The organism is Streptomyces sp. PT12 (assembly GCF_003311645.1).
In the GTDB taxonomy this organism is placed as follows: Bacteria; Actinomycetota; Actinomycetes; order Streptomycetales; family Streptomycetaceae; genus Streptomyces.
Genome location: NZ_QEST01000243.1, coordinates 55356 through 81111 on the forward strand (window position 1 = coordinate 55356; position 25756 = coordinate 81111).

Sequence of the window (25756 nt, forward strand, 5' to 3'; positions counted from 1 at the left end):
GGCGATCCGAGCGGAGAGGACGACCATGGCCGAGACGGTCCAGAGCGTCACGGGCCCCCTGCTTCCCGAGCAGCTGGGGGTCACGCTGACGCATGAGCACATCTTCATCAACATGACGAGGACGACGCCCCAGGACGGCTACCTCAACGTGTGGTCGGAGGCCGAGGCCGAGCTGGGTCTTTTCACCGCGGCCGGGGGCTCGACGCTGATCGACGTCACCAACGGCGAGCTGAGCGACTACGCGGCTCCCGTCGGCTGGAGCCAGGACCCGCGCGACATGCAGCAGAACCCCAGGACCGGGTCGCGCTCGGTCGCCAACGTCCTGGCCACCAAGGCGATGGCCGAGGCGACCGGGGTCCAGGTCATCCTCGGCACGGGCCACTACTACGACACCTACCTCGACAAGCGCTGGTTCGACCGCAACGCGACCAACACCATCGCGGACTTCCTCATCGCCGACCTGCTCGACGAGATCCCCGGCACGGGCGTGCGCGCGGGCATCATCGGCGAGGTCGCGTCGGATCTCTCGCACATCACGGCCGTAGAGGAGCGCTCGTTCCGCGCCGCCGCGCGGGCCAGCCGCGAGACCGGCGCCCTGGTCAGCACGCACGCGGCGTCGTTCCCCACCGGCCTGGCGCAGCTGGAGATCCTGCGCGAGGAGGGCGTCGACCCGGCGCGCGTGGTGATCGGCCACGCCGACACCGTCAAGAGCGTCGACTACTCGCTCGAACTGGCGAGGCGCGGCGCGTTCGTCCAGTTCGACTGCCTCATGACCTGCCGCATCGGCGGCGCGCTTGTCGCGCACCAGATCGACAGGCGGCTCTCCTACCTGAGGACGCTGATCGAGAAGGGGTACCAGGACCGGATCCTGCTCTCGCAGGACGTCTGCCAGCGCTCCCACATGCGCGCCCTCGGCGGGCCCGGGTACACGTTCCTGTTCGAGGAGTTCAGGGCGCTCGCCGCGAGCGCGGGCATCGACCCCGACGTGCTCGACCTCATCCACACCGCCAATCCGCGCCGCGCGATCTTCGGACGGTGATCCCGTGCCCGTTCACACCGTGCTCGGACCGATCGAGCCCGAGCGGCTCGGCCCGACGTCGATGCACGAGCACCTGCTGAGCGACCTGCGCCTGTGGGCCAAGCCGCCGGGGGAGCTGCCGCCCGCCGGGGTGCCGATGGGCCCCGAGCTCGCGGCCTATCTGCGCTGGAACGCGCTGTCACTGCCGGGCAACCTGGTGCTCGACGACCCGGACGTCGCCGCCGCCGAGCTGAGCTGGGTGCGAGAGGCGGGCGCGTCGGCCGTCGTGGAGCTCACGTTGGAGGGCATGGGCCGGCGCGTCGACGAACTCCCGGCGATCTCGCGCCGCGCGGGCGTGCACGTCTTGGTCGGCGCGGGCTTCTACGTGGAGGAGACGATGCCCGCGCATGTGCGCGAGGCGGGCGTGGACGAGCTCACCGAGATCCTGGTGGCGCAGCTCACGGACGGCGTCGGCGCCAGCGGTATCAGGCCCGCCCTGCTCGGCGAGATCGGGACCAGCTGGCCCATCACCCCGGCCGAGTGGCGGCTCGTGCGGGCGGCGGGCCGCGCCGGGGCGCGCACGGGCGCCGCTGTCTACGCGCACCTGTCCTTCCGCGGCGCGGGCGGCACCGCGGTGCTCGCCGCGCTCCTCGACGAGGGGATGCCCGCCGACCGGGTCGTCATCGGCCATCTCGACGAGCGGTGGGACCGCGGATACCACCGCGAGATCGCCCAGGCGGGCGCCGTGCTCGGCTATGACACGTTCGGCTCGGACTTCTGCTACGGCTCCCCGGCGCTGCGCAACCCCACGGACGTGGAACGGCTCCAGATGGTCGAGTGGCTTCTTGGCGAGGGGTTCGGCGGGCAGCTGATCATCGGCGCCGACGTCTGGACGCAGGCCAACCTCCACCGCAACGGCGGCAACGGCTACGACCACCTCTTCCGCCGCATCGCCCCGGCGATCACCGACCTGGCGGGCGGGGACACCGCCGTGGTCGACACGATCCTCGTCCACCAGCCCCGACGCCTCCTGGACCGCCCATGAGCACCCCGACCACCCCAACACCCACGACCACCCCGACCACCCCAACACCCACCGGCGCCGAACGCGCCCGCGACACGGGCGTGTTGCCCGAAGAGGCCCAGTATGTCGTCGTCGGCGGCGGCACGTCGGGCAATGTCGTCGCCGCCCGGCTCGCCGAGGCCGGTCTCGACGTGCTCCTCCTGGAGGCGGGCCCCGACTTCGGGCCCGAGGGCGCCGCCGCCTGGCCCGCCGACTTCGTCGACGCGACGCGCCTGGGGCGCTCGCACGACTGGGGCTACGACTCGGGCGACGGCTACCCCTGGACCGTCGGCTTCGAGCGCGCCCGCGCCATCGGCGGCTGCTCCGACGTCAACGGCTGCACCCAGACCTGGGGGCACCGGCGCGACTACGACGCGTGGGCCGAGGCCGGGCTGACCGGCTGGTCGACCGACGACCTGCTGCCGCTGTTCGCCGAGGGCACGCGGCGCATGCGCGTGCGCACTTACCGGGCCGACGAGCTCACCCCGTGGCAGCGCGCCTGGTACGAGGCGGCGCCCGCCGTCGGGATGCCGCGGCTCGCCGATCTCAACGACGTCGACGAGGCCGCAGGATTCGCCCCCGAGGCGGTCAACATCGTGGACGGAACGCGCGTCAACACCGCCTTCGCCTACCTCGACCCCGTGCGCGCCCTGCCCAACATCCGCATCGTCGGCGACGCCCTCGTCGACCGCGTCACCGTGGCCGACGGGCGGGCGACCGGCGTCGTGGTCAGGCACAGGGGCGAGGCGGCCACCGTGCGGGCCGGAACGGTCGTGCTCGCGGGCGGCGCCTACAACTCGCCCACGATCCTGCTGCGTTCGGGCATCGGCCCCTACGCGCAGCTCGCGGTCCTCGGCATCCCGCTCACGCTGCACCTGCCCGGCGTCGGCGAGAACCTGCACGACCAGCCGTTCCTGCTGATGAGCTGGGCGGGCTCCGACGAGATGACCGCCGCGATGCGACGCGCCCGCGCGGCGGGCTGGTGCCCCGACGAGCAGGCGATGGGCAAGGCCGCGTCGAGCTTCGACACGGAGGCGTTCGACCTGCACTTCCTGCCGTACAGCCCGACCCACCTGATCGAGCGCAAGCGCTGGAGCGTGGGCGTCTCCGCGCTCCAGCCGCGCTCCCGGGGGTTCGTCCGGCTGCGCGACGCCGACCCCGAGGCGAAGCCCCTCATCGACCACCGCTTCCTCGCCGACCCCGAGGGCGTCGACGTCGCCGTGCTCGCCGAGGGCGCCGCGATCCTGCGGGAGCTCGCGGCGGACCCGGCTCTCGCCCCCCTCGTCGGCGCGGAGATCCACCCGGGACCCGAGACGTTCGACCGGGACGCGCTCGTCGCGCACCTGTACCGCAGCCCCGACAACTACTGGCACCCCGTGGGCACCTGCCGCATGGGCACGGAGGACGACGCCCTGTCCGTCGTGGACGAGCGGGCGCGGGTGCACGGCGTCGAGGGGCTGCGGATCGCGGACTGCTCGATCATGCCGAGGGTCCCCCGCGCGACGACGGCGATGCCCGCGGTCGTGATGGGCGAGAAGGTCGCCCGGCTGCTGCTCGAGGAGGCGGGCGCGTGCCGTGCGACGAGCTGAACCGCGCGCCCGCGGCGGCGGGGTGAGGGCCGCGATGGCGCTGTCGATCCAGGACGCCGAGATCCTGCGGACCCGGGTGCGGGCCCTGGTGACCGCCGAGCTCATCGCGCGCGCCCGCGCCGCGCCCGCCCCGCCCTATGACCCCGACATCGCCGAGGTGCTGGACTTCGTGCGCCGCAACCCCGACCCCGAGCTGCCCCGCTACGCGATCGTGCGGCTCCCCGACGGGTTCGCGATCGCCGCCCGAGCGGCGGTCAGGGGGCGGCCGCCGCGGATCGTCGACGCCAGGCGCCACCCCGACAGGGGCGCGGCCGAACACGCCGTCCTCGAACGCCGGCTGCGCGACCTCGGGCTCGACTGGTGAGCCCCCGCGCACGGCGGCGTGAGACCACCGAACAATGGAGGAAGGTCCGACCATGACGTCACCCACCTGGCTGGCGCCGAATCCGGCGCTGGTCGGCACGCGGCACTCGGTCTCGTCCGGGCACCATCTGGCCTCGGCCGCGGCGTTCGCGATCCTGGAGGCGGGCGGCAACGCTGTCGACGCGGGCGCTTGCGCGGGCATGGCGCTCGCCGTGCTGCACGCCGACGAGGTCAACTTCGCCGGGGTCGCGCCCCTCATGATCCGCCTCGCCGACGGCACCGCCGTGAGCCTCGACGGGCTCGGCGTCTGGCCGCGGCGCCTCCCGGCCGACCTGTTCATGGCCGAGCACGGCGGCACCATCCCCACCGGCGTCCTGCGCACCGTCGTCCCGGCCGCGCCCGACGCCTGGATCACGGCGCTGCGCGACCACGGCACGATGACCTTCGCCCAGGTCGCCGCCGCCGCGGCGCGCCTCGCGCGCGACGGCTTCCCCGTCTTCCCGCTGCTCGCCGACGGCATCGCCAAGCGCCAGGCGGGCTACCGCAGGTGGGAGGCCAACGCGGCGATCTACCTGCCGGGCGGCCGCCCGCCGAGGGTGGGGGAGCGCTTCGTGCAGGCCGACCTCGCCCGCACGATCCAGATCATGATCGACGCCGAGGAGCGCGCGGGCGGCGGCCGCGTCGCCGGTCTCGAGGCCGCGCGCGCGGCGTTCTACGAGGGCGAGATCGCCGACCGCATCGTGGCCTACCACGAGGCGAACGGCGGCTATCTGCGCCATGACGACCTCGCGGAGTTCCGCTCGCGCCGTGAGCCGGTCGTCGAGGCCCGCTGGCGCGACTTCACCCTTCTCACGTGCGGCGCCTGGTGCCAGGGCCCGATACTGGCCGAGGCGTTGCTCATCCTCGAACGCCATGGCATCGGCGGTCTCGCGCACAACAGCCCCGCGTATGCGCACACGGTCGTCGAGGCGCTCAAGGGCGTCTTCGCCGATCGCGAACACCACTTCGGCGACCCGGAGTTCGTCGATGTGCCGCTCGAACGGCTGCTGGGCGACGAGCACATCGCCGCGCGTGCCGCGGCGATCGACCCCGAGCGCGCCTTCCCCGGCCTGCCGCCCGCGCTCTTCGGCGCGTCGCAGGCGCTGCCCGAGGCGATCAGCGCCGACGAGGTGCGCCACATCGGCGAGGGCGGCACGAGCTATGTGTGCGTCATCGACCGCTGGGGCAACGCCTTCTCGGCGACGCCGTCCGACGGCGCGTCGACATCGCCCGTCATCCCCGGCACCGGGATCGTGCCCTCGCTGCGCGGCCTCCAGTCGCGGCCCGACCCCGCCCACCCCGCGGGGGTCGCGCCGGGCAAGCGGCCACGCCTGACGCCGAGCCCCGCGATCGCCGTGCGCGACGACGGCAGCGTGCTGTCGTTCGGCTGCCCCGGCGGCGACATGCAGGTGCAGGCGATGCTCCAGGTCTTCCTCAACGCCTTCCACTTCGGCATGGAGGTGCAGGAGGCCGTGAACGCGCCGCGCTTCTCGACGTGGAGCTTCCCCAACTCATTCGCGCCCTTCGACTACCTCGCGGCGCACGTCTTCGTCGAGGACCGCTTCGACCCGGCCGTCCTCGCGGAGCTGGCGCGGCGAGGGCACGATGTGCGGCGCTGGCCCGCCTTCACGCGGGACGCGGCGGCCGTCGAGGCGATCTACCTGGACGCCCGCACGGGGTTCCTCGCGTCCGCCGCCGACCCGCGCCAGCCCGCCCAGGCGGTGGTCGCGTGACCGCCCCTCGCGAGAACGCCGCCGCGCCCGTTGTCCACATCGCGCCCGTCGTGACGATGGACCCGCTGCGGCCGCGCGCCTCGGCGCTCGCGGTCGCGGGCGGCCGGGTCCTCGCCGTCGGCACCGTCGACCACGTGCGCGCCGCGGTGCCCGCGGGCACGCCCGAGCACCCGCACGACGGCGTGATCCTGCCCGGCCTCATCGACGCGCACCTGCACATGCAGCGCGGCGGCCTGAAGGCGCTCGCGTACCTGGACGCGGGCGCGGACGCCGACGCGTACGCCGCGGCGATGCGGCGCACCGCGGGCGACGCGACATGGCCCGGCGGCGAGCCCGCGCTCGGTCAGCGGGTCGCCGGGCTGCGCCGCGTGCAGCCGCTGCTGCACGCGCTCGGCTTCACCGGCGTCGTGGACCCCGCGGTGACGATCGACGAGATGCGCGGCTACCAGGAGGCGCACCGGCTCGGCGCGTTGACGATGCGCACGCTGGCCATGCCCTACCTCGAGCCCGGCTCGGCGCCGACCCCCGACATCGACGCCGTGATCGCGCACCTGGCGGGCACCGGCGTCTCGACCGGCTTCGGTGACGACATGCTGCGGATCGGCCCGATCAAGATCTATGTCGACGGCGAGGGCCTGCGCGGCCAGGCGCTCCTCCACGAGCCCTGGGACGACTCCGGCTACCGCGGGCTGCGGCGGATGGCGGACGACGACCTCGCCAGGCTGGTGCGCTTCTGCGCCGAGCACGGCTGGGGCGTCGGCGCGCACGCGGTGGGCGGCGCGGCGATCGAGGCGGTGACGCGGGAGTTCGCCGCCGCGGGCGCGGCGGTGCGCGAGCGGCGCTTCCAGCTCATCCACGCCTACCTCGAACCACGCGAGGCGGACCTGGCGGCGGCGGCGCGCTGCGGGGTCGTGGCCTCGTTGCAGCCCTCGATCATCTGGCACAACGGGCGCGGGCTCCGCGAGCGGCTCGGGGACCGCGCCGAGCGCGCCAACCCCGTCCGGAGCTGGATCGACGCAGGGGCCGTCGTGGCGTTCGGCTCGGACGGGCCGTTCTTCGCGTTCGACCCGCGCCTGCTGATGTGGCAGGCGGTCACCCGGCGCATCGAGGGATCGGACGTGCCGCTCAGCCTGGACGAGGCGATCACGGTGGACGAGGCGCTGGCCGCGTACACCGTCGGCGCCGCCCATGCCAGCCTCGCCGAGGGGAAACGGGGGATGCTGCGCGTCGGCACGCTCGCCGACTGGGCCCTGTGGTCGGCGGACCCGCTGGCCGTCGGGGCGGACGCGCTGCGCGCGCTGCGCGTGCTGCGTACGGAGGTCGGCGGGCGCACGGTGTTCAAGGCCGGGGCGGGGGACGGGCGGTGACGGCCTCGGCGGCGGCCGCCGACCCCGGCGGCCTTCCCCTGCACCGGTGGCCCGCCCGGGACCTGGCCGCCGCGATCGCCCGCCGCGAGCTGTCGGCGGTCGAGGTGATGCGGCACCACCTCGCGCGCATCGACGAGATCGACGAGGGCGCCGATGGGCTGCGCGCGATTGTCACGCGCGTCCCCGAGTCCCTCGCGCTGCGCATGGCGGCGGACGCCGACCGCGCCGTCGCGCGCGGCGACGACCTCGGCCCGCTCCATGGCCTGCCGACCGCCGTCAAGGACCTGATGGATGTCGCGGGGCTGCCGACGACGCATGGCTCCGCCGCCTACCGCGACGCGCGCCCCGCGGCTCGCGACAGCGTGCTCGCCGAGCGCCTGCGCGCGTCCGGCGCGCTCATCGTGGGGAAGACGAACACCCCGGAGTTCGGTCTCGGCACGCTGACGTTCAACTCCGTGCGCGGCACCACCCGTAACCCCTGGGACCCCAGCCGCCACGCGGGCGGCAGCAGCGGCGGCGCGGCCGCCGCGCTGGCCGCGGGGCTGCTGCCGCTCGCCGACGGCTCGGACAGCGGCGGCAGCATCCGCTTCCCGGCCGCGTTCTGCAACGTCGTGGGGCTGCGGCCCACGCCGGGGACGGTGCCGAGCGGGCGGCCTGGCGACGCGTGGAACCCCCATGTCGTGCTGGGCCCGATGGCGCGCGACTCCAGGGACGCCGCGCTGCTGCTCTCGGGCATCGCGGGCCGCGACCGGCGCTGGCCGCTGTCCTGGGTGGACGACCCGGCCGCGCTCGGCCGCGTGGCCGACCTCGACCCCGCCCGGCTGCGCATCGCCTGGAGCCCCGACGTCGGCGGGCTGCCGATCGCCCCCGATGTCCGCGCGGTGCACGCCGGGGCGCGCGCGGCGCTTGAGGCCGCTGGCGTCACCGTCGTCGATGTCGAGCCCGACCTCGCGGGCGCGGACGCGTGCTGGGAGGCCATCGAGCTGTTCGGCTTCGGCGCCGACGGCGGGGCGCACGCGGGGCGTTCAGGGCTGCGCGACGACTACCTCCGCAACGTCGCCGAAGGCCGCGCGATCTCCGCCGACGCACTGGCGAACGCGCTGGCCAGGCGCACGGAGCTATTCCGCGCCACGGCCGCCGTGCTCGACGACGTGGACGCCGTCGCCTACCCGGCGACGCCCGTGGCCGCGCCGCCAGCCGACGTGGAATGGGTCGACGAGATCGACGGCGTGCGCCTCGCGCGGTACTTCGCGTGGCAGCGCACGGCCTGTCGGCTGACCGTCACCGGGCACCCCGTGCTGACGACGCCCGCGGGCTTCACCCCCGAGGGGCTGCCCGTCGGGATGCAGCTCGTGGGGCCGTCCCGCGAGGACGCGCGCCTGCTCGCGATCGGCGCCGCCGTCGAAGCCGTCATCGGCCATGTCCGCGCCGCCCCCGGCTCCACCGCCCCACGAACCGGCAACGCGCCGGACACATGAAGGCAACCCAAGTGGATCCCCTAGTAAATACTTTGGATCCAATCATGCTGAGCTCGGAGGTAGAGTCCCATGCGTTCACCCTTCACACGACGCCGACGCCGCAAGGCCGCGGGCGTCGCCTTCGCCGCGACGCTGGTGCTGCTCGCAGGCTGTGCCGAGGACGAATCGGGGGCGGGCGACGACGCGTCCGGGCTCGGCGGGGAGATCATCTGGTCCGACTTCGGCGGCCCCACCAACGAGGCCCGCCAGGAGGTCTACTTCGCCCCGTTCACCGAGGACACCGGCGTCGACGTCGTCTCAGTCGTGGTCAACGACGCGATGCAGGAGGAGATGCTGTCGGGCGGCCCCGGCGACTACGACGCGACGCACGTCGGGCTCGACCTGGTGTACGCCAACGTGGACAACCTCCTTGAGATCCCCGAGGAGTACCAGGACGAGGCGCTGCCCGAGGACATCCGCGCCCACGCGTTCGGAACGTTCCACGTCGGCCACGCCCAGGGCTACCTCAGCGACACGTTCCCCGACGGCGGCCCCGAGACCTGGGCGGACTTCTGGGACGTCGAGACCTATCCGGGCGACCGCGCCTGGCCCGGCACCCCAGGCAGCTACGACAGCTCGTGCGAGATCGCCCTGCTCGCCGACGGCGTCGCCCCCGACGCGCTGTACCCGCTCGACTTCGAGCGCTGCTCGGCGAAGCTCGACGAGCTGCGCCCGCACATGGTGTTCTACACGTCCTATCCGGAGATCCAGCAGCTGCTCGTCTCGGGCACCGCGGCCGTCGCCATGGGGCCGAGCGGTCAGTTCACGGCGCTGCGCAACGCGGGCCAGGACGTCACGGTCTCGTGGGAGCAGGCGGTCGTGTCGCCCAACGTGATCGCGATCCCGAGTCAGGCGCCCAACGCCGAGAACATCCTTGCGCTCACCGAGTACTTCCACGACCCCGAGCGCCAGGCCGAGTTCGCCGCGCGCACCAGCTACGGGCCAGGCAACCCCGAGGCGTACGAGTACATCCCCGAGGACATCCAGGAAGGGCTGGTCACCGCCCCAGGCCACACCGCCGTGGTCTACCAGGACTCACAGGCGCGCGCCGAGGCGACCGAGGACCTGCTCAACTGGTACACGGCATGGCTGGCCGACTGAACGGCCAGGCCGCGGACGATCGCGACGTGATCGTCCGCGGCCGCGTCCGCACGATGGACGCCGCGCGGCCGACGGCCGAGGCGATGCTCGTGCGCGGTGACCGGGTCGCCGCGACGGGCGACCTGCCGACGCTGCGCGCGCTCAGCCCGTCGGCACGGGTCGAGCAGGCCCGCGGCACGGTGCTGCCCGGCTTCATCGACGCCCATGTGCACACGCTCGTCGTCGGCCTCGAACGGCGGCGGCTGACGATCTCCGAGGCCGGTTCGGTGCGCGAGATCGTCGAGCGCGTGCGCGACTGGCTGGCGGGCCACCCCGGCCTCGACTGGGCGGTCGCGGGCCTGCACGTCCACGCCGAGGACCTGGCGGAGGGGCGGCTGCCCGACCGGCACGACCTCGATCCCGTCTCGGGCACGACCGCCCTCTACCTCGACCGCCGCACGCACGACGCCATCGTGAACTCGGCGGCGCTCGCGCGGTGCGGGATCGACCGCTCCACGCCCGACCCGCCCGGAGGCACCATCGAGCGCGACGCCGAAGGCGAGCCGACCGGCGTGCTCGTCGAGCGGCCCGCGGCCGACCTGGTGTTCTCACACGTGCCGCCCGTCGATCGCGACGCGCTGCACGCCGCGCTCGCCGAGGGGCAGGCGCACCTGCACAGCCTGGGCGTCGTGGGCGCCGCCGAGCCAGGGCTCGTCCCTGCCGAGCTGGCGGTCTACCAAGAGGCGTGGGCGCGCGGCACGTTGACGCTTCGCACCCTCGCGATGCCGCTGGTCGACACCGCGCTCCCGCCCGAGGAGTTCCTTGCCGGGCTCGGCACCGTCACGGGCTTCGGCGACGAGCGGCTGAGGATCGGCCCGCTCAAGGTGTACTTCGACGGAACGGGGGGCTTCGGCACCGCGCTCATCGGCCGCGAGTGGCCAGGCAGGCCCGGCTACCACGGCACCCAGGTGTGCTCGACCGCGACGTTCCAGGCGCTCGTCGACCACTGCGCGGCCCGCGGCTGGTCGCTCGCCGTGCACACCGTCGGCGACGAGGCGGTGCGGATCGTGCTCGACTGCTTCCACCGGGCCGACCGGCGCCACCCGATCCGCGACCTGCGCTTCTCGATCATGCACGCCTATCTGTGGCCTTCGGCGGAGTCGATGGAGCGCGCGGCCCGCCTCGGCGTCGTTCTGTCGACCCAGCCGTCCATGCACTGGCGGGTCGGCGCCGGGATCGCCGACCGCTTCGGCGCCGCCGCCGATGACCTGGCCCCGCTGGGCGCGTGGGCCGCCGCTGGCGTGTGCATGGCCGGGGGGTCCGACGGCCCCGACTTCCCGATGTCGCCGCTGTTCGGCATGTGGCAGGCGAGGACCCGGCGCGTGCGGGGGCGCACCGGCGCGCTCGGCGCGCGCTGGGCGCTCACCCCGGCCCAGGCGCTGCGCATGTGGACTCTCGGCTCCGCCTACTACTGCTTCGCCGACGAAGCCCGCGGCAGCCTCGCGCCAGGCAAGCTGGCCGACTGGGTCGAGGTGAGCGCCGACCCGGTCGAGGCCGACGACGACGAGCTCGCGGAAGCGACCGTCCTGCGCACCGTCGTCGGCGGGCGCGAGGTCTTCGCCGCATGAGCGGGGGAGGGCACTGATGGGCGACGAGGCACCCGGCGTGGTCGTGCCGCGGCGCGTGATGGGCTACACCGACCGGATCTCCTACCGCCCAGGCGACACGGTCGCGCTGCATGTGAGCACGGCGGCGGCGAGCTGGCGCGGCGAGTTGGTCAGGCTCTCGGCGTTGGAGATCCCGTCGGCGGGCGTCCGCCGCCGCATCGAGAACGTGCCTGGCGCCGCGCCCGTGGCGGCGCGCGGCATCGACCAGCCGACGGCCACCGGGTCGTACGCGCGGTTCGACGGCGTTCCACCGATCGGTCAGGGCGGGCTCCTCGTCGCGTTCGCGCTCCTGCCGACGACGCCGGGCGACCCGGCGCTCGGCCCCCAGGTCGCGATCGCGCACGCCGCGGACGGCACCGGCTGGTGGGTGGGGCTCGGCCCTGACGGGCGGGCGTGCGTCGGGGTGTGCACGACGGCGGGCCCGGTGAGCCTCGCCGTCGGCGAGCCGCTGGCCGCTGGCTGCTGGGTCGAGGTCAGGGCGGCGATCCCTGGCCGCCCAGGCGAGCGGCTTCGGATCGAGGTCACCCCCGCGGGGACCGTTGCCTCGAACCGCTTCGTGCGGCCGCCCGGCGGGACGGCCACCGCGTCCGCGGTCCTGGGCGCGCGCGTCGTGCCCGCGGCCGGGCCGCTGCTGTGGGGGTGCCGCTCGCTGGGCGCGGGGGGCCGTCCCGAGCTCGGCTTCGACGGCCGCGTCGAGAACCCCGTGATCGTCGCGGACGCCTCGGCGACCGGCCCACGGGCGCGGCTCGCGGAGCACCCCGCGGTCGTCGCGGCCTGGGACCTGGGCGCGGACATCGGACCCGAGGGCATCGCCGCCACCACCCGCGTCACCGACGCGAGCGGGCGCGGCCACCACGGCGTGACGGCGCACCACCCGCACCGCGCCGTCACCGCGTCCGGCTGGAGCGGCGAGGTCACCGACGCGCGGTTCGCGCCGGACGCGTACGCGGCGATCCACTTCCACCGCGACGACCTGACGGACTGCGGCTGGGTGTCGCAGGGCGGGATCGCGCTCCCACCGGACCTGCGCAGCGGGGTGTACGCGGCGCGCCTCACGGCCGACGACGGCACGGAAGACCTCGTGCCCGTGTTCGTCGGGCCGCCCGAGGGCTCGGCCACGGCGCCGCTGCTGCTCGTCCTGCCGACCAACTCCTACCTCGCGTACGCCAACGACCACGTGGGCGTCGACAGTCCGCGCACGCAGGTGTGGAGCCAGATGGTGCCCACGCTCGACGACTTCGAGCTGTTCCGCGACGCCCACCGCGAGCTCGGCCTGTCGCTGTACGAGGCGCACGGCGACGGCTCGCCGGTCTTCTATTCCAGCTGGCGCCGCCCGATCCTCACGATGCGCGAGCGCGTCTACGACCACAACGCGCCGGTGTGGCAGTTCACCGGCGACATGCAGATCGTGGACTGGCTTGATCGCACCGGCCGCGCCTTCGACATCGCCACCGACGCCGACGTGCACCGCGAGGGCGCGGCCCTGCTCTCGCGCTACGCGGCCGTGATGACGGGATCGCACCCCGAGTACGCGACCGGGCGCATGCTCGACGCCTACGAGGAGTACGCCTCGACCGGTGGGCGCCTGCTCTACCTGGGCGGCAACGGGATGTACTGGGTCACGGCGTTCGACCCGTGCGACGAGCAGGTCATCGAGATCCGCAGGTGGGGCGGCACCCAGGCGTGGTGCGCTGAGCCTGGCGAGTACCACCTGTCGTTCACGGGCGAGCCGGGCGGCATCTGGCGTTTCCGCGGGCGTGCCCCGCAGAAGACGTTCGGCGTCGGGTTTGTCGCGGCGGGCAATCCCGGCGCCTCCGCGGGGTACCGCCGCGCGACGGACGACCCGCGGGTGGCCTGGGTCTTCGACGGCGTGCTCAACGCCAGCGGCGCGCGTGGCTTCGGGCGCCACGGCGTCTCGGGCGGGGCCGCGGGCCTGGAGATCGACTCGGCCAGCCCGCAGCTCGGCACGTCGCCCGATGCCGTCGTTCTCGCGACCTCGGTCGGCCATGGCGACGACATGCTGGAGGCCAGGGAGAACTTCAACATGACCAGCAGGATCCTGGGCGGCGCCCGCAACCCGAGGGTGCGATCCGACCTGGTCCTGGTGCCGCGCGCGGGTGGCGGCGCGGTGTTCTCGACCGGGTCGATCGCGTTCGCCGGGGCCCTGTGCGACCCGGGCGGCGAGACGCCCGTGGGCCGCCTGCTCGGCAACGTCATCGACCGCTTCCTCTCGGACACGCCCGTCCTGGACCCCTGAGCAACGGGCGGGCACCGGGGCCAACCCGGCGCCCACCAACGGGATTCGTCCGGGAGCGCGGCCCGGCTCCTGGGGCGGCCATCCGCCGACGGGCGTGATGGCGCGGGCTTCGGGGGGCTGCCCACGCGGCGAAGCCCGCGCACCGGCCCGGGAGTACGGGGCCGGTGCCGTTGGCGCGGTGGTCAGCCGACGGAGTTCGGCGGGAGCACGTGGATTCGGGAGCTGCCGGGCAGGGCGCCGGTCCTGCCGATGCGGTCGCCCACCGACGGGCGTGAGCGCGCGGACTCGCGGGCTGCCGGGCGGGGCCCGGGTCGTGCTGGTGCGGTCGCCCACCGGGGGCAACCCGGCAGCCGCCGACGGGGTTCGGCGGGAGGGCGCAAGCTCGGGGCCGCCCGCGCGGCGAAGCTCGCGCGGCGGCCCCGGCGTCGCGCCCACCCGCCCGTCGCCCCAGCGGATGCGCCAACGGTTGCGGGCCCGAAACATCCCCGCTACCATCCAGGATCCACTCTCATCTAGATTGGATCCATCCGGTGGAATCGCGCCGTCCCGAGGAGGATCGCATGGCACCCATCATCCGAGTACGCCGCGTCGCGATGATGGGTGCGGCGATGGCCGTGGTGGCCGCCCTGGCGGCGGGCTGCGCCGACTCCGGCGACCCGCCGTCCGACGGCGGCGCGTCGGGGATCGGCGGCGACATCGTCTGGGCCGACTACGGCGGACCGACCAACGAGAGCCGCCAGGCCGCCTACTTCGACGGCTTCTCCGACGAGACCGGCGTCGACGTGGTGTCGGTCCCCATCGAGGACGCCGTCTTCAACGGGATGCTCGGGGGCGACGCGGGCGACTACGACGTCTTCCAGGTCGCCGCCGCCGACGCGCTCGCCAACGCCGAGAACCTGGTCGAGCTGCCCGAGGACATCCGCGGCGACCTCCTGCCCGAGGGGCTGCGGCCCTATGTCGTCGGCGGCTTCTACGCCGGTCTCGCGCAGGGCTGGCTCACGGAGACGTTCCCCGAAGGGGGGCCCGAGGACTGGGCGGACTTCTTCGACACGGAGACCTATCCGGGCAAGCGCGCCTGGCCCGGCGCCCCCGGCAGCTTCGACGCGTCGTACGAGATCGCGCTGCTGGCCGACGGCGTCGCTCCCGAAGACCTGTACCCGCTGGACATCGAGCGCGCGGAGGCCAGGCTCGACGCGATCCGCGACGAGCTTGTGTTCTACCAGAGCTACCCCGAGGTGCAGCAGCTGCTGACCAGCGGCAGCGCCTCGATCGCCGTGACCGTGACCGGTCAGTTCACCGCGCTGCGGAACGCGGGGGCCGACGTCACGGTGCAGTGGAACCAGGCGTTCATCACCCCCAACGGCTTTGTGATCCCCGCCGAGTCGGGCAATCCCGACGCCGTCGTCGCGCTCGCCGAGTGGATCGACGACCCCGAGCGGCAGGCGGCGTTCGTGGAGCGGACGCTCTACGGCCCCGTGAACTCCGAGGTGTTCGACCACCTCCCCGCCGACGTCACCGAGCAGCTGGCGAACTCGCCCGACAAGGAGGAGCTGGTCCTGCGCTGGGACGAGCAGTGGCGTGCCGACCACAGGCAGCTGCTGCTCGACTCCTACACGGCCTGGCTCGCGGGCTGAGCACCCCTTCTCGGCGGAGGGGCTGTCCGCCGCGGCCGTTTGTCACCTTCCCGAAACACGACCGCAAGGGAAGGCATCCATTAATAACTACATTGGATCCACATGTCGGGTTTCCGGAGCATGACGGAGTGAGCATGCCATCGCTGACCATGCCGAGAGCGCGGACGGACGCGCGCGGGCGCAAGCCGCTTGGAGTGTCGAGGGCCGAGCACCGGTGGCTCCTGTGGCCACCCCTCGCCTTCTTCGCGCTCGCGCTCGGGTTCCCGCTCCTCACGCTCGTCAGACGGTCCTTCGAGGGCGGCACCGCCGCCTATGCCGACGCCTTCGACGTGCCCGCGTTCACCGGATCGCTCGCGCGCACGGTCGTCATGGCGGTCATCGTCATGGCCCTGACGATGGTCCTGGGAACGCTCTACGCGCTCGCGGTCGTCGCCTCGCCCACGTGGCTGCGCTTCACCCTGCTCGCGGCCCTCGTCCTGTCGCTCTGGACGTCCATCATGGTGCGCTCCTTCGGATGGATGCTGCTCGAACTGCCACGGGGCGCCATCTACTGGTTCCTCGACCTGCTCGGCCTGGCCGACGAGCCGATCGAGCTGTACCAGACGACGGCCGGGATGTATCCGGCCATGGTGGCGGTCATGCTGCCGTTCGCGGTGCTGCCCGTGATGACGGCCCTCCAGTCGATCGACCGGCAGCAGCTCAGCGCGGCGACCATCTTCGGAGCCGGGCCGTGGCTGACGTTCCGCGCCGTGACCTGGCCGCAGATCCTGCCGTCCATGCTGAGCGGGGGAGTGCTCGTGTTCGTCATGTCCCTCGGCTTCTACGTCACGCCGCTGCTGCTCGGCGGCCCGGGCAACATGACCGTGTCCGGCGTCATCAACGCCCAGATGAACCAGGCCAACCGGCCGGACATCGGGGCCGCGATGAGCATCCTCCTGGTGGGCGGGACGATGATCGTCTATCTCCTCGCCGACCGCCTGTTCCGGGTGAGCGAGAAGTGGGGATGACGCGATGAGCACGACCCTCGGCCGCAGCCTCGGCTGGTACCGGACCCCCATCGTCGTCGTGGCGATGCTCTCCAGCCTGCTCCTGATCGTTCCCTTCCTGGTGCTCGTCGCGACGTCGTGGACGTCGGGCAGCTTCATCCTGTTCCCGCCCGACGGCTTCTCCCTCGACTGGTACGCCGAGGTGCTCGCCGACCCCGAGTGGACCGAGTCGTTCCGGCTGTCCCTGTGGACGGCCGCGCTCTCCACCGTCATCGCGGCCGCCCTCGGCACGCTGGCCGCGCTCGGGCTGACCCGCGTGCGCAACAGGACCGCGCAGCGCTGGATACGCACGCTCTTCATCGTCCCGATCGCGCTCCCGCCGATCGCCTACGCGGTCGGGCTCCACGGCGTCACCATGGACCTGCCCTTCCTGCGCGGCACGCTCGCGACCCTGGTCGTCGGGCACGCGCTCATCGCCCTGCCGTATGTCTTCGTCATCGTCTCCGGCGGCATCGCCCGCATCGACCCGGCCCTGCGCCCCGCGGCGAGCACCCTCGGCGCGCGGTGGCCGCTGATCCTGTGGAAGATCGAGCTGCCCGCGATCCTGCCCTATCTGCTGTCGGGTGCGCTCTTCGCCTTTGTCGTGATCTTCGACGAGGTCGTCCTCGCGGTCTTCCTGATGCCGCCGGGCCAGCAGACGCTGCCCCTCCAGATGCTCAACGCGTCGCAGGAGGCGTTCTCGCCCGAGCTGACCGCGGCCTCGACGCTCGTCTCGGGACTCGCCCTCCTCGTGCTCGCCATCGTCCCCGTCAGCAAGGCCGTGCGGCGGGGGGCGGGGCGCGCGGTGCCCGCCCGCCGCGCCGAAGGCCCGGCCGCGCCCGAAGGAGTCACGCCATGACCATCGCACTCTCGATCTCGGATGTGCACGTCACGCTCGGCCACAACCACGTGCTCAAGGGCGTGTCCCTCGATGTGCGCCCCGGGGAGTTCGTCACGCTGCTCGGCGCGAGCGGCAGCGGCAAGTCCACGCTGCTGAACGTCGTGGCGGGCCTCCAGGCGGTCGACAGCGGCCATGTCGCGTTCGACGGCGTGGACGTCGGCGGGCGGCCGCCGCAGAAGCGCAACGTCGGCGTCGTCTTCCAGTCCTACGCGCTCTTCCCGCACATGACGGTCGGCGAGAACGTCTCGTTCCCGCTCCTCGCGGCGCGGCGCCCCGCCAAGGAGCGGCGCGCCGTCGCCACGGAGATGCTGGCCCTCGTCCAGCTGCCCGGCATGGCGGACCGCGCCCCGGCGACGCTCTCCGGCGGCCAGCGCCAACGCGTCGCGCTCGCCCGGGCGTTGGCGGCCAGGCCCGGCATCCTCCTGCTCGACGAGCCGATGGCGGCGCTCGACAAGCAGCTGCGCGAGCAGATGCAGGTCGAGCTCACGCGCATCCAGCGCAAGGTCGGCATCACGACGGTGTCGGTGACGCACGACCAGACGGAGGCCCTGACGATGTCCGACCGCGTCGCGATCATGCGCGACGGCACCCTGGTGCAGGTGGACTCGCCCGAGGACCTCTACCGCCACCCCGTCGACGCGTATGTCGCGGGCTTCCTCGGGGAGGCGAACCTGCTGCCCACCTCGGGCGGGCGCATCCTCGACGACCCGCTGGGCGCCGAGGCCGACGGCACCGCCGTGCTGCGCCCCGAGGACCTCGAGCTGGTCCCGGGCGACGAGCCGTGTCCCGCGTGGCACGTCGAGGGCACGATCCACCTCCTGAGCTTCCAGGGCACGCGGTTCCGCCTTGAGCTGATGACCGACGCGGGCCGCAAGGTCGTGTGCTCGCTGCCCCCGTCCGTGGACGCGTCGTCGCTCGTGATGGGCACGCGCGTCCGGGTCGTCTGCCGCGACCCGGAGCGCGTCCATGTCATCGACACGCCGCCCGCCCGGCCCGTTCCGGTCGCCGCCTAACCCGTCGCGCGGCGCCGGGGGGCTCATGCCGCGGGGTCGCGCGGCGCCTCCCCGGCGTGGCGCTCGCGCGGCGCGTCGTCGCGGCCGAAGGGCGTCACGACGGCGAGCGCCCCCAGTTGCAGCCCCGCGACGAGCACGAACGCCCACGTCGTCGAGGCGACGGCGATGACAAGCCCGCCGACGAGGGCCCCGCCCGCGTGCCCGACGCTGGTGAAGCTGGAGAACATGCCCAGGCCGAGCGCCCTGTTCCCCGCGGTCAGGCCGCCCGTGGCGAGCATCGTCAGCGACGGGTAGAGCGGTGAGAAGCCGACGCCGGTCAGCGCCACGCCCGCCGCGGCGACCCAGAAGTCGCGCGCGAGCCCGAGCGTGGCCAGGCCCGCGGCGAGCGCGCACAGCGAGATCGCGGTCGAGCGCACGGGGCCGATGCGGTCGGGCAGGCTCGCCAGGGCGATGCGCGCGCCGATGACGCTGACCGAGAAGACCGCGAAGACGGAGGCGGCGCCCGTGAGGCCGCTCGCCGGGACGCCCCCGGCCTCCAGGTGGACGATGAGAAAGCCGAGCATGAGTCCTTCGCCGCACCAGGCCGCCGCGGCGACGGCGCCTGGCACCCGCACCGCGAGGAACGCGCGCCTGACGGCAACCGCGCGCCGCGGCCCAGGCGCTCCCCTGGCCGACGGCGCGGGCCGCGGCGGGCGCGGCAGGCAGGCGATGAGCGCGGCGGTGGCCAGTTCGAGACCGGCGCACACGGCGAAGACGGCGGCGGGACCGATCGCCTGGTTCACGGCCGCGCCGATCTGCGGCCCGAGGGCGAGCCCGATCCACACGCTCAGGCCGAAGACGCTCAGGGCCTTGCCGCGCTGCGCCACGGGCGCCATCGCGACGAGCCAGGTCATCACGAGCGTCATCGCGGCGGCGTTGCCGAGCCCGAACAGCACGCGCCCGATGCCCGCCCCGAGGAACGAGGGAACGACGGCGAGCAGGACCATGCCGAGCGCCGCCACCGCGCCGCCCGCCAGGGCGACCACCCGGTATCCGCGCCGGTCGCCCAGCATCCCGGCGACCGGCATGGCGATCACCGAGGCGGCCGCCGCGAGCGCGATGACCAGCCCCGACAGCGTCGTGCCGCCGCCCAGGACGCGCTCGACGTACACGGGGATGACGGGCGTGCTCGCCGCGTTGGTCATCGCGCCCAGCGTCGAGGCGGCGAAGACGAGCCAGAACGGGACCGTCCTGGTGATGTCGCGGGCTGCTCCCCTCACGCGGTCGGCTCGGGAAGGCATTCCAGGTCGAGCCAGAGCTCGAAGCAGTTGTGCCGGGAGAGCGCCGTCGCGCCGATCGACGCGCGGCCCATGCTGCCGATCTCGTCGCCGAAGACCTCGATAAAGAGATCGCTCGCGCCGTTGGAGACCTCGTGCGGCAGCTCGAACCCCGGCGGGCAGACCACGAAGCACAGGGCCCGCGACAGGCTCGCGACGTTGTCGAGCGAGCCGATCGCGTAGCGGATCATGCCGAGCGCGTGGATCGCGGTCAGCCGCGCGGCCGCGTAGCCCTGGGCGACCGTCACGTCGACGCCGACGACGCCGGGGTGCAGCCGCTCACCGGCGCGGGTCTCGGGGGTTAGCCCGCTGAGCTGGAGCAGGTCGCCGACGCGGTGGAACGGCTTCATGGGGCCATAACGCCGCCCATAGGGCGGATCCGCGTAGTCGGGGATGTCGAGCCCCAGCTCCCTGACTCTCTCTTCGGCACCGGCCATGGACCCTCCCGCGTTCGATGTGTATCCGATACTATCTTCTTTGGATCCACCGTAGGGGTGGTCGAGACCCGGGATCGAGGCGGAGCGATGATCGAGACGGTGCTCGGGCCCATACCCGCGGAGCGCCTTGGCGTGACGTCGATGCACGACCACGTCCTCAGCGACGCCTCCGCGCTCCGGCGCGACGGCTCGGCGCCAGGCCCTTCGGGCGACCGTGTGGGCCCGGGGACGATCGGCCATCTGCGCCTGAACATGCTGGCGTTGGCCGACAACCTGCGCCTCGACGAGCCCGATGTCGCCGTGACCGAGCTGGCGGCCGCCGTCGCCCTCGGGCAGCGCTCGCTCGTCGAGGACACCTCGTGGGGCCTCGGGCCCGACCACGCCGGCCTGCCCGACGTCGCGCGGCGCTCGGGAATGACCATCGTGTGCGCCTACGGCGCCTACATCCGCGCCACGCTCCCCGCGTGGATCGCCGAGCTCGACGAGGACGGCCTCGAACGCCACCTGGCCGGTGCGCTGCTCGACCGGGTGCCCGGCACCGGCTACCGCGCCGGGATCCTCGGCATCATGGGCACGACGGCCGACCTGCCCGAGGCCGAGCGCTCCATGCTGCGCTCCGCCGCGCGGGCGGCCATCCGCGCCGGCGCCGCCGTCGCGGTGCGGCTCGACCCCGGCGCGACCCGCGGCCCCGAGGTGCTGGCGCTGTGCGCCGCCGAGGGGCTGCCCGCCGAGCGCGTCGTCCTCACCAACGCCGACGAGTACATGGACGCCGCCTACTGGGCGGACCTCGCGGCCGAGGGCGCCGTGCTCGAGATGTGCTTCGGGACGGAGGACAGCCACGTCGGCCGCGTCCACAACCCCTCGGACGCCCAACGCCTCGAGTTCTTCGCGCGGTTCTGCGCCGCACACCCGCGGGCGCGGCACGTCCTGGGCGGATCGCTGTGGACGAAGGCCCAGCTGCGCACGCACGGCGGCCACGGCTATGGCCACCTGATGGCGCGGATCGCGCCCGCGCTGCGCGAGCGCGGCATCCCGGCGGGGCGCCTGACCGGGATGCTCGTGGACGAGCCGCGGCGCCTCCTCGACCGCGGGGAGGGCGCCCCGTGACGCGTCGCCCCGTGACGGTCATCGGGGCCGGGGTCATCGGCCTCAGCTGCGCGCTGGTGCTCGCCGAGCGCGGACACGCGGTGCGCGTGCTCGCGCGCGAGAGCGGCGAGCGGACGGCCTCAGCCGCGGCGGCGGCGCTGTGGGCGGTGCCGCTCGTCGAGCGGAGCGAGCGGGTGCGGGAGTGGGCCTACGCCACGCTCGCCCGGCTGCGCCGCGACGCCGGACCCCACACCGGCGTGCGCGAACAGGAGGCGCGCACGGTCGGCGTCGGCCCGGCCGCGCCCGACCCGTGGACGCGCGGCTTCACGCCGCCGCTGCGCGAGGCGAGGGCCGACGAGCTGCCCCCCGGATACCGCCATGGCACCGTCGCGAGCGTCCCGCTCGTCGACACCAGCCGCTATCTGCCCTGGCTGCGCGAGCGCTGCGCCGCCGCGGGCGTGGACATCGAGCCGCGCGAGGTGCCCGCCCTCGCGGACTGCGCGCCGGGCGCCGACGTCCTCGTCCTCGCCGCGGGGCTCGGCTCGGGGCCGCTTGCGGGCGACGCCGCGCTGCGGCCCGTCCGCGGCCAGGTCGCGCTGCTGGAAAACCCGGGCCTGACCCGCACCACGATCGTGCGCGACGGACCCCTCGCGCCGCTGTTCGTCGTCCCGCGCCACGACGACGTCGTCGTCGGAGGACCCGCGCAGGACGGCGTGTTCGATCCCAGGGCCGACCGCGCGACCGAGCGCGCGCTCCTGCGGCGCGCCGCGCTGGCCGAGCCCGCGCTCGCGGGCGCCCGCGTCATCGGCAGGGCGGTGGGCCACCGGCCCGTGCGCCCCGAGGTGCGCCTGGCCGCCGAACGGCTCTGCGGACGCGACGTCGTGCACTGCTACGGCCACGGCGGCGCGGGCGTGGCGCTGTCCTGGGGGTCAGCCCGCGCGGCGGCCGACCTCCTGGAGCGGCTGTGAACGGGGCTGTGAACGGCGCGGCCGCGGGCGCGCGCAACGTCATCGCCGTCGACATCGGCGGCACGCACACCGACGCCGCGCTCCTCGCGGCCGACGGCACCCTGCACGTCCACAAGGTCCGCTCCACGCCCGCCGATCCAGGGCTCGCCCTCGTCACCGCGGTGGACGGCCTGCTCGAACGCTCCGGTCTCGCGCCAGGCGACATCACCGCCGTCGTCCATGGCACGACGGTCGCGACGAACGCCGTCCTCACCGGCGACCACGCCCGCGTCGGGCTGCTCGTCACCGCGGGGTTCGAGGACATCCTCGAGATCGGCACGCAGCAGCGCCCCGACCTCTACGACCCGTGGCGGCCCAAGGCCGCCGCGCTCGTGCCGCGCGAGCGCGTCCACGGCGTGCGCGAGCGCACCGGCTCGGACGGCTCCGTCGTCACCCCGCTCGCCGAGGACGACGTGCGCCGCGCGGCGCGGGCCCTCGCGGGCCGCGTCGACGCCGTGGCGGTCGTCTTCCTGTTCTCGTTCGCCGACGCCGCGCACGAACGGCGCGCTGGCGCCCTCGTCCGCGAGGAGCTGCCCGGCGTGCCGGTCACGCTGTCCTCGTCGGTCGCGGCGGAGTTCCGCGAGTACCCGCGCGCCGCGACCACCGTGCTCAACGCCGCGCTGCTGCCGCGCACCGGCGGCTACATCGCGCGGCTCCAAGCGCGGCTGCGCGAGCGGGGCTTCGGCGGCGCGTTCCAGCTCATGACGTCGACCGGCGGCGTCATCCCCGCGGCGCTCGCGACGAGGCTGCCCGTCGCGCTGCTGGTCTCGGGGCCCGCCGCTGGCGCCGTCGCCGCCGCCGAGCTCGGCCTGCGGCTGGGCGAGCCGGACGTCGTCATGCTCGACGTCGGCGGCACGAGTGCCGACGTCGCGCTGATCGAGGGCGGGCTGCCGCGCCGCCGCTACCGCGGCGAGGTCGCCGGGCTGCCGGTCGCGCTGCCGCAGATCGACGTTCTGCCGATCGGCGCGGGCGGCGGGTCGCTCGCGCGCGTGGACGCCTTCGGCTCGCTGCGGGTCGGCCCCGAGAGCGCGGGCGCAGACCCGGGCCCCGCCGCCTATGGCTCGGGCCCGCACGCGACCGTCACGGACGCGCACCTCGTGCGCGGCTCGATCGATCCCGCGGGCCTGCTCGGCGGCGCGCTCCCGCTCGACGCGGAACGCGCCAGGGCAGCGATCGAGCGGGACGTCGCGGGGCCGCTCGGCCTGTCGGCCGAGGCCGCGGCCGCGAGCGTCATCCGCGTCGCCGACGGGCTGATGGCCGACGCGCTGCGCGCGGTCACCGTCGCTCGCGGGATCGACGTACGCGGCCACGCGCTCCTGGCGTTCGGCGGCGCGGGCCCGCTGCACGCGTGCGCGATCGCGGAGGACCTGGGCGTCGCGCGCGTCGTCGTGCCGCGCCACCCGGGGCTGACCTCGGCGCTCGGGCTGCTGATGGGGGAAGGGCGCCACGACGTCGGCCGCACCTACGTCGCCCCGTTGCGCGCACTCGACCACGCGCGCGTCGACGCGCTCATCGGCGAGCTGGTCGACGAGGCCACGAGCCTGCTGCGCGGCGCGGGCGTGGCCGACGCGCCGGAGCTGAGCCTGGACGCCGACCTGCGCTACGCGGGGCAGGCGTACGAGCTGACGATCCCCGTCTCCGGGGCGTGCGCGCTGCGGCGCGAGGACACCGAACGCCTCGAGACCGCGTTCGCCGAGGCCCACCGCGCGGCGTACGGGCACGCGTGGGACGGCGTTCCGGTGGAGCTGGTGACCCTGCGGGTGCGGGCCGTCGTGCCGCGCGCCGCCGTGGACTGGGCGGCGGGCCACGGGCCGCCGCGCGCGCCCGTGTGGCGCCGCCGCCCTGGCTGGGACGCCACGGGCACGCCGGTCGAGTACACCGTCGTCGAACGCGCTGACGTCGAGCCGGGGCTGTGCGGGCCCGCGATCGTGCGGCAGACCGACACCACGACGCTCATCCCGCGCGGCTGGCGGGTGGCCAGGGCCGACGGCCTCGGCATGGTCATCGAACGCGAGGAGAACTGATGGGAGCCGGGCCGATGAGAGTGAAGGACCCGGCGGTGCGCGAGCTGCTGTGGAACGGCTTCGATGCGGTCGTCGGGGAGATGGCGCTGCTGCTCAAGCGCTGCTCGTTCTCGCCGCTGATCCGCGAGATGCTCGACTTCTCGTGCGGCTTCCTGGACGCGCGAGGCCGCCTCGTCGCCGACTCGCACCTCATCCCGGCGCAGGCCGGGACGCTGGAGTTCGCCCTCGCGGGCGCCCTCGCCCGCACGGGCCCGCTCGACGACGGCGACGTCGTCGTGACGAACGACCCCTACGCGGGCGCGACCCACCTGCCCGACCTCGAGGTGTTCATGCCCGTGTACGCGGGCGGCGAGCTGCTCGGCCATGTCGCGACCGTCGCGCACCACGTCGACATCGGCGGCGTCTCGGCCCGCAACAGGGGCGCGGTCCCCGGCCACCCCGAGGCGTCGCGCGACCTCTACGAGGAGGGGCTGCAACTGCCGCCCGTGCGCCTCGTCGAGCGCGGCGTCCGCAACGACGCGCTGTGGGACGTCCTGCTGCGCAACGTGCGCGACCCCGAGTCGGTCGATGGCGACCTCATGGCGCAGCTCTCGGCGTGCCGCCGCGGCGCCGAGCGGCTTCGCGAGCTCGCCGCGCGGCACGGCGCCGCCACGCTGCGCGCCGCAGCCGACGACCTCATCGACGACACGTCGGCGCGCGCCGCCGCGGTCCTGCGCGGCTGGCCCGAGCGCACCGTGACGGCGACCGGCTTCCTCGACGGCGACGGCCTGCACTACGACGAGCCGCTGCCCGTGCACGCGGCCGTGACCGTCGCCGACGGCCGCATGACCGTGGACCTCTCGCGCTCCGCGGCGCAGACGACGGGGACGTTCAACGTGCCCTGGTCGAGCACGTACTCGGGCCTCTACTACGCCCTGCGCTGCTTCCTCGGCCCCGGCATCCGGCAGAACCACGGCTATATGCGGCACGTCGAGGCGCGTGCGCCCGAGGGGTCGCTCTTCCGCCCGCGCCGCCCCGCGGCGGTGATGTCGCGGCACATGGCCGTCCAGGCGCTCACCGACGTGGTGTTCCGCGCGCTGGGCGAGCTGCTGCCCGAGCGCGCCGTCGCGGCGAGCCATGTCTCGTTCCCCGTACTGCTGATGCACGCCGTCGATCCCCGCACCGGCGCGTCGAAGACGCTCATGGACACCGTCGGCGGCGGGGGCGGGGCGCGCCGCGGCGCGGCGGGCGACGACGGCATCGACGCGTACACCTCCAACTGCGCGCTCATCTCCGCCGAGGTCATCGAGCTCGAGTACCCGTGGCGCGTGCGCTCCTGCGCCCTTGTGCCGGGCAGCGGAGGTCAGGGGACCTGGCGAGGCGGCCTCGCGGTGCGCCGCGACTACGAGCTGCTCGCCGACCGGGCGAGCGGCCGCGTCGCGGCGGAGCAGCGCCGCCCCGAGCACGCCGCGCCAGGCGCCGCGGGCGGCGGCCCTGGCGCGCCCGCGAGCGCCATGGTGAGCCGGGCGGGCGGCCCGTGGGAGCCGCTGCCGTACGACACGTCGTCCCTCTCGGTCCGCGAGGGCGACATCGTGCGGCTCACCGCCGCGGGCGGCGGGGGATACGGGCCCCCGGGCGGGC

The 25756-nt window shown here is 74.5% G+C and carries 19 protein-coding genes and 1 pseudogene; 18 read left to right on the forward strand and 2 right to left on the reverse strand.

All coding sequences use genetic code 11. The features are described from left to right. The first annotated feature begins 25 nt into the window (after window positions 1-25). The 14 genes from DEH69_RS26770 (at window position 26) to DEH69_RS26835 (ending at window position 18266) form a co-directional block, all read left to right on the forward strand. The gene (locus DEH69_RS26770; protein ID WP_113689562.1) at window positions 26-1039 is read left to right on the forward strand and encodes a phosphotriesterase; all 1014 of its coding nucleotides are present in this window, start codon (window positions 26-28) and stop codon (window positions 1037-1039) included. Window positions 1040-1043: 4 nt separating this feature from the next. After that, window positions 1044-2063, forward strand: a complete 1020-nt coding sequence (locus DEH69_RS26775; RefSeq protein ID WP_113689563.1) for a phosphotriesterase — start codon at window positions 1044-1046, stop codon at window positions 2061-2063. After that, the gene (locus tag DEH69_RS26780) at window positions 2060-3670 is read left to right on the forward strand and encodes a GMC family oxidoreductase (protein WP_113689564.1); all 1611 of its coding nucleotides are present in this window, start codon (window positions 2060-2062) and stop codon (window positions 3668-3670) included. Before DEH69_RS26775 ends, DEH69_RS26780 begins: the two co-directional genes overlap by 4 nt. Then, the gene (locus tag DEH69_RS26785) at window positions 3657-4034 is read left to right on the forward strand and encodes a hypothetical protein (protein WP_147255879.1); all 378 of its coding nucleotides are present in this window, start codon (window positions 3657-3659) and stop codon (window positions 4032-4034) included. The genes DEH69_RS26780 and DEH69_RS26785 overlap by 14 nt, the downstream gene beginning before the upstream one ends. A gap of 52 nt (window positions 4035-4086) precedes the next feature. After that, entirely contained in the window at window positions 4087-5805 is a 1719-nt protein-coding gene (locus DEH69_RS26790) for a gamma-glutamyltransferase family protein (protein ID WP_113689566.1), read from the forward strand. Beyond that, window positions 5802-7172 carry an amidohydrolase gene (locus tag DEH69_RS26795; RefSeq protein ID WP_113689567.1) on the forward strand — a complete coding sequence of 457 codons (1371 nt, stop codon included), beginning with the start codon at window positions 5802-5804 and terminating at the stop codon, window positions 7170-7172. Before DEH69_RS26790 ends, DEH69_RS26795 begins: the two co-directional genes overlap by 4 nt. After that, complete coding sequence (locus tag DEH69_RS26800) at window positions 7169-8650, forward strand: amidase (protein ID WP_220131344.1); 1482 nt, start codon at window positions 7169-7171, stop codon at window positions 8648-8650. Before DEH69_RS26795 ends, DEH69_RS26800 begins: the two co-directional genes overlap by 4 nt. A 69-nt stretch (window positions 8651-8719) precedes the next feature. After that, a complete protein-coding gene (locus DEH69_RS26805) occupies window positions 8720-9790 on the forward strand; it encodes a PotD/PotF family extracellular solute-binding protein (RefSeq protein WP_113689568.1) in 1071 nt (356 codons plus the stop codon). Beyond that, a complete protein-coding gene (locus tag DEH69_RS26810; RefSeq protein WP_113689569.1) occupies window positions 9775-11397 on the forward strand; it encodes an amidohydrolase in 1623 nt (540 codons plus the stop codon). The genes DEH69_RS26805 and DEH69_RS26810 overlap by 16 nt, the downstream gene beginning before the upstream one ends. Window positions 11398-11413: 16 nt before the next feature. Next, window positions 11414-13693: a N,N-dimethylformamidase beta subunit family domain-containing protein gene (locus tag DEH69_RS26815; protein WP_113689570.1), complete on the forward strand. Its 2280-nt coding sequence runs from the start codon at window positions 11414-11416 to the stop codon at window positions 13691-13693. A gap of 560 nt (window positions 13694-14253) precedes the next feature. Continuing rightward, window positions 14254-15327, forward strand: coding sequence for an extracellular solute-binding protein (locus DEH69_RS26820; RefSeq protein ID WP_113689571.1), 1074 nt, complete (start codon window positions 14254-14256; stop codon window positions 15325-15327). Window positions 15328-15461: 134 nt separating this feature from the next. Next, window positions 15462-16334 carry an ABC transporter permease gene (locus tag DEH69_RS26825; protein ID WP_113689572.1) on the forward strand — a complete coding sequence of 291 codons (873 nt, stop codon included), beginning with the start codon at window positions 15462-15464 and terminating at the stop codon, window positions 16332-16334. A 4-nt stretch (window positions 16335-16338) separates the two neighbouring features. Next, window positions 16339-17211: an ABC transporter permease gene (locus tag DEH69_RS26830; protein ID WP_113689573.1), complete on the forward strand. Its 873-nt coding sequence runs from the start codon at window positions 16339-16341 to the stop codon at window positions 17209-17211. Next, window positions 17208-18266: an ABC transporter ATP-binding protein gene (locus tag DEH69_RS26835; protein ID WP_113689574.1), complete on the forward strand. Its 1059-nt coding sequence runs from the start codon at window positions 17208-17210 to the stop codon at window positions 18264-18266. Before DEH69_RS26830 ends, DEH69_RS26835 begins: the two co-directional genes overlap by 4 nt. A gap of 23 nt (window positions 18267-18289) precedes the next feature. On the opposite strand, the gene DEH69_RS26840 is transcribed toward DEH69_RS26835, so the two are convergent. Both DEH69_RS26840 and DEH69_RS26845 read right to left on the reverse strand, forming a co-directional pair. Continuing rightward, entirely contained in the window at window positions 18290-19525 is a 1236-nt protein-coding gene (locus tag DEH69_RS26840) for an MFS transporter (RefSeq protein ID WP_181727619.1), read from the reverse strand. Continuing rightward, window positions 19522-20019, reverse strand: coding sequence for a RidA family protein (locus DEH69_RS26845; RefSeq protein WP_113689576.1), 498 nt, complete (start codon window positions 20017-20019; stop codon window positions 19522-19524). The genes DEH69_RS26840 and DEH69_RS26845 overlap by 4 nt, the downstream gene beginning before the upstream one ends. An 87-nt stretch (window positions 20020-20106) precedes the next feature. Between DEH69_RS26845 and DEH69_RS26850 the strand changes: the two genes are divergently transcribed. The 4 genes and pseudogenes from DEH69_RS26850 to DEH69_RS33170 form a co-directional block, all read left to right on the forward strand. After that, a complete protein-coding gene (locus DEH69_RS26850) occupies window positions 20107-21126 on the forward strand; it encodes a phosphotriesterase (RefSeq protein ID WP_113689577.1) in 1020 nt (339 codons plus the stop codon). Next, on the forward strand, window positions 21123-22073 hold the full coding sequence (locus DEH69_RS26855) for an FAD-binding oxidoreductase (protein WP_220131345.1): 951 nt from the start codon (window positions 21123-21125) through the stop codon (window positions 22071-22073). Before DEH69_RS26850 ends, DEH69_RS26855 begins: the two co-directional genes overlap by 4 nt. Beyond that, the gene (locus DEH69_RS26860; protein WP_181727620.1) at window positions 22070-24136 is read left to right on the forward strand and encodes a hydantoinase/oxoprolinase family protein; all 2067 of its coding nucleotides are present in this window, start codon (window positions 22070-22072) and stop codon (window positions 24134-24136) included. Before DEH69_RS26855 ends, DEH69_RS26860 begins: the two co-directional genes overlap by 4 nt. 14 nt (window positions 24137-24150) lie before the next feature. After that, window positions 24151-25737: pseudogene (locus DEH69_RS33170) on the forward strand (hydantoinase B/oxoprolinase family protein); the annotation flags it as partial. Window positions 25738-25756: the final 19 nt, after the last annotated feature.

Excerpts from the sequence above, each read along its gene's own strand:
- DEH69_RS26770 (WP_113689562.1), top strand. The coding sequence starts at position 26 with ATGGCCGAGACGGTCCAGAGCGTCACGGGCCCCCTGCTTCCCGAGCAG.
- DEH69_RS26830 (WP_113689573.1), top strand. The coding sequence starts at position 16,339 with ATGAGCACGACCCTCGGCCGCAGCCTCGGCTGGTACCGGACCCCCATC.
- DEH69_RS26780 (WP_113689564.1), top strand. The coding sequence starts at position 2,060 with ATGAGCACCCCGACCACCCCAACACCCACGACCACCCCGACCACCCCA.
- DEH69_RS26845 (WP_113689576.1), bottom strand. The coding sequence starts at position 20,019 with ATGGCCGGTGCCGAAGAGAGAGTCAGGGAGCTGGGGCTCGACATCCCC.
- DEH69_RS26820 (WP_113689571.1), top strand. The coding sequence starts at position 14,254 with ATGGCACCCATCATCCGAGTACGCCGCGTCGCGATGATGGGTGCGGCG.
- DEH69_RS26805 (WP_113689568.1), top strand. The coding sequence starts at position 8,720 with ATGCGTTCACCCTTCACACGACGCCGACGCCGCAAGGCCGCGGGCGTC.
- DEH69_RS26790 (WP_113689566.1), top strand. The coding sequence starts at position 4,087 with ATGACGTCACCCACCTGGCTGGCGCCGAATCCGGCGCTGGTCGGCACG.
- DEH69_RS26810 (WP_113689569.1), top strand. The coding sequence starts at position 9,775 with ATGGCTGGCCGACTGAACGGCCAGGCCGCGGACGATCGCGACGTGATC.
- DEH69_RS26815 (WP_113689570.1), top strand. The coding sequence starts at position 11,414 with ATGGGCGACGAGGCACCCGGCGTGGTCGTGCCGCGGCGCGTGATGGGC.
- DEH69_RS26850 (WP_113689577.1), top strand. The coding sequence starts at position 20,107 with ATGATCGAGACGGTGCTCGGGCCCATACCCGCGGAGCGCCTTGGCGTG.
- DEH69_RS26835 (WP_113689574.1), top strand. The coding sequence starts at position 17,208 with ATGACCATCGCACTCTCGATCTCGGATGTGCACGTCACGCTCGGCCAC.
- DEH69_RS26825 (WP_113689572.1), top strand. The coding sequence starts at position 15,462 with ATGCCATCGCTGACCATGCCGAGAGCGCGGACGGACGCGCGCGGGCGC.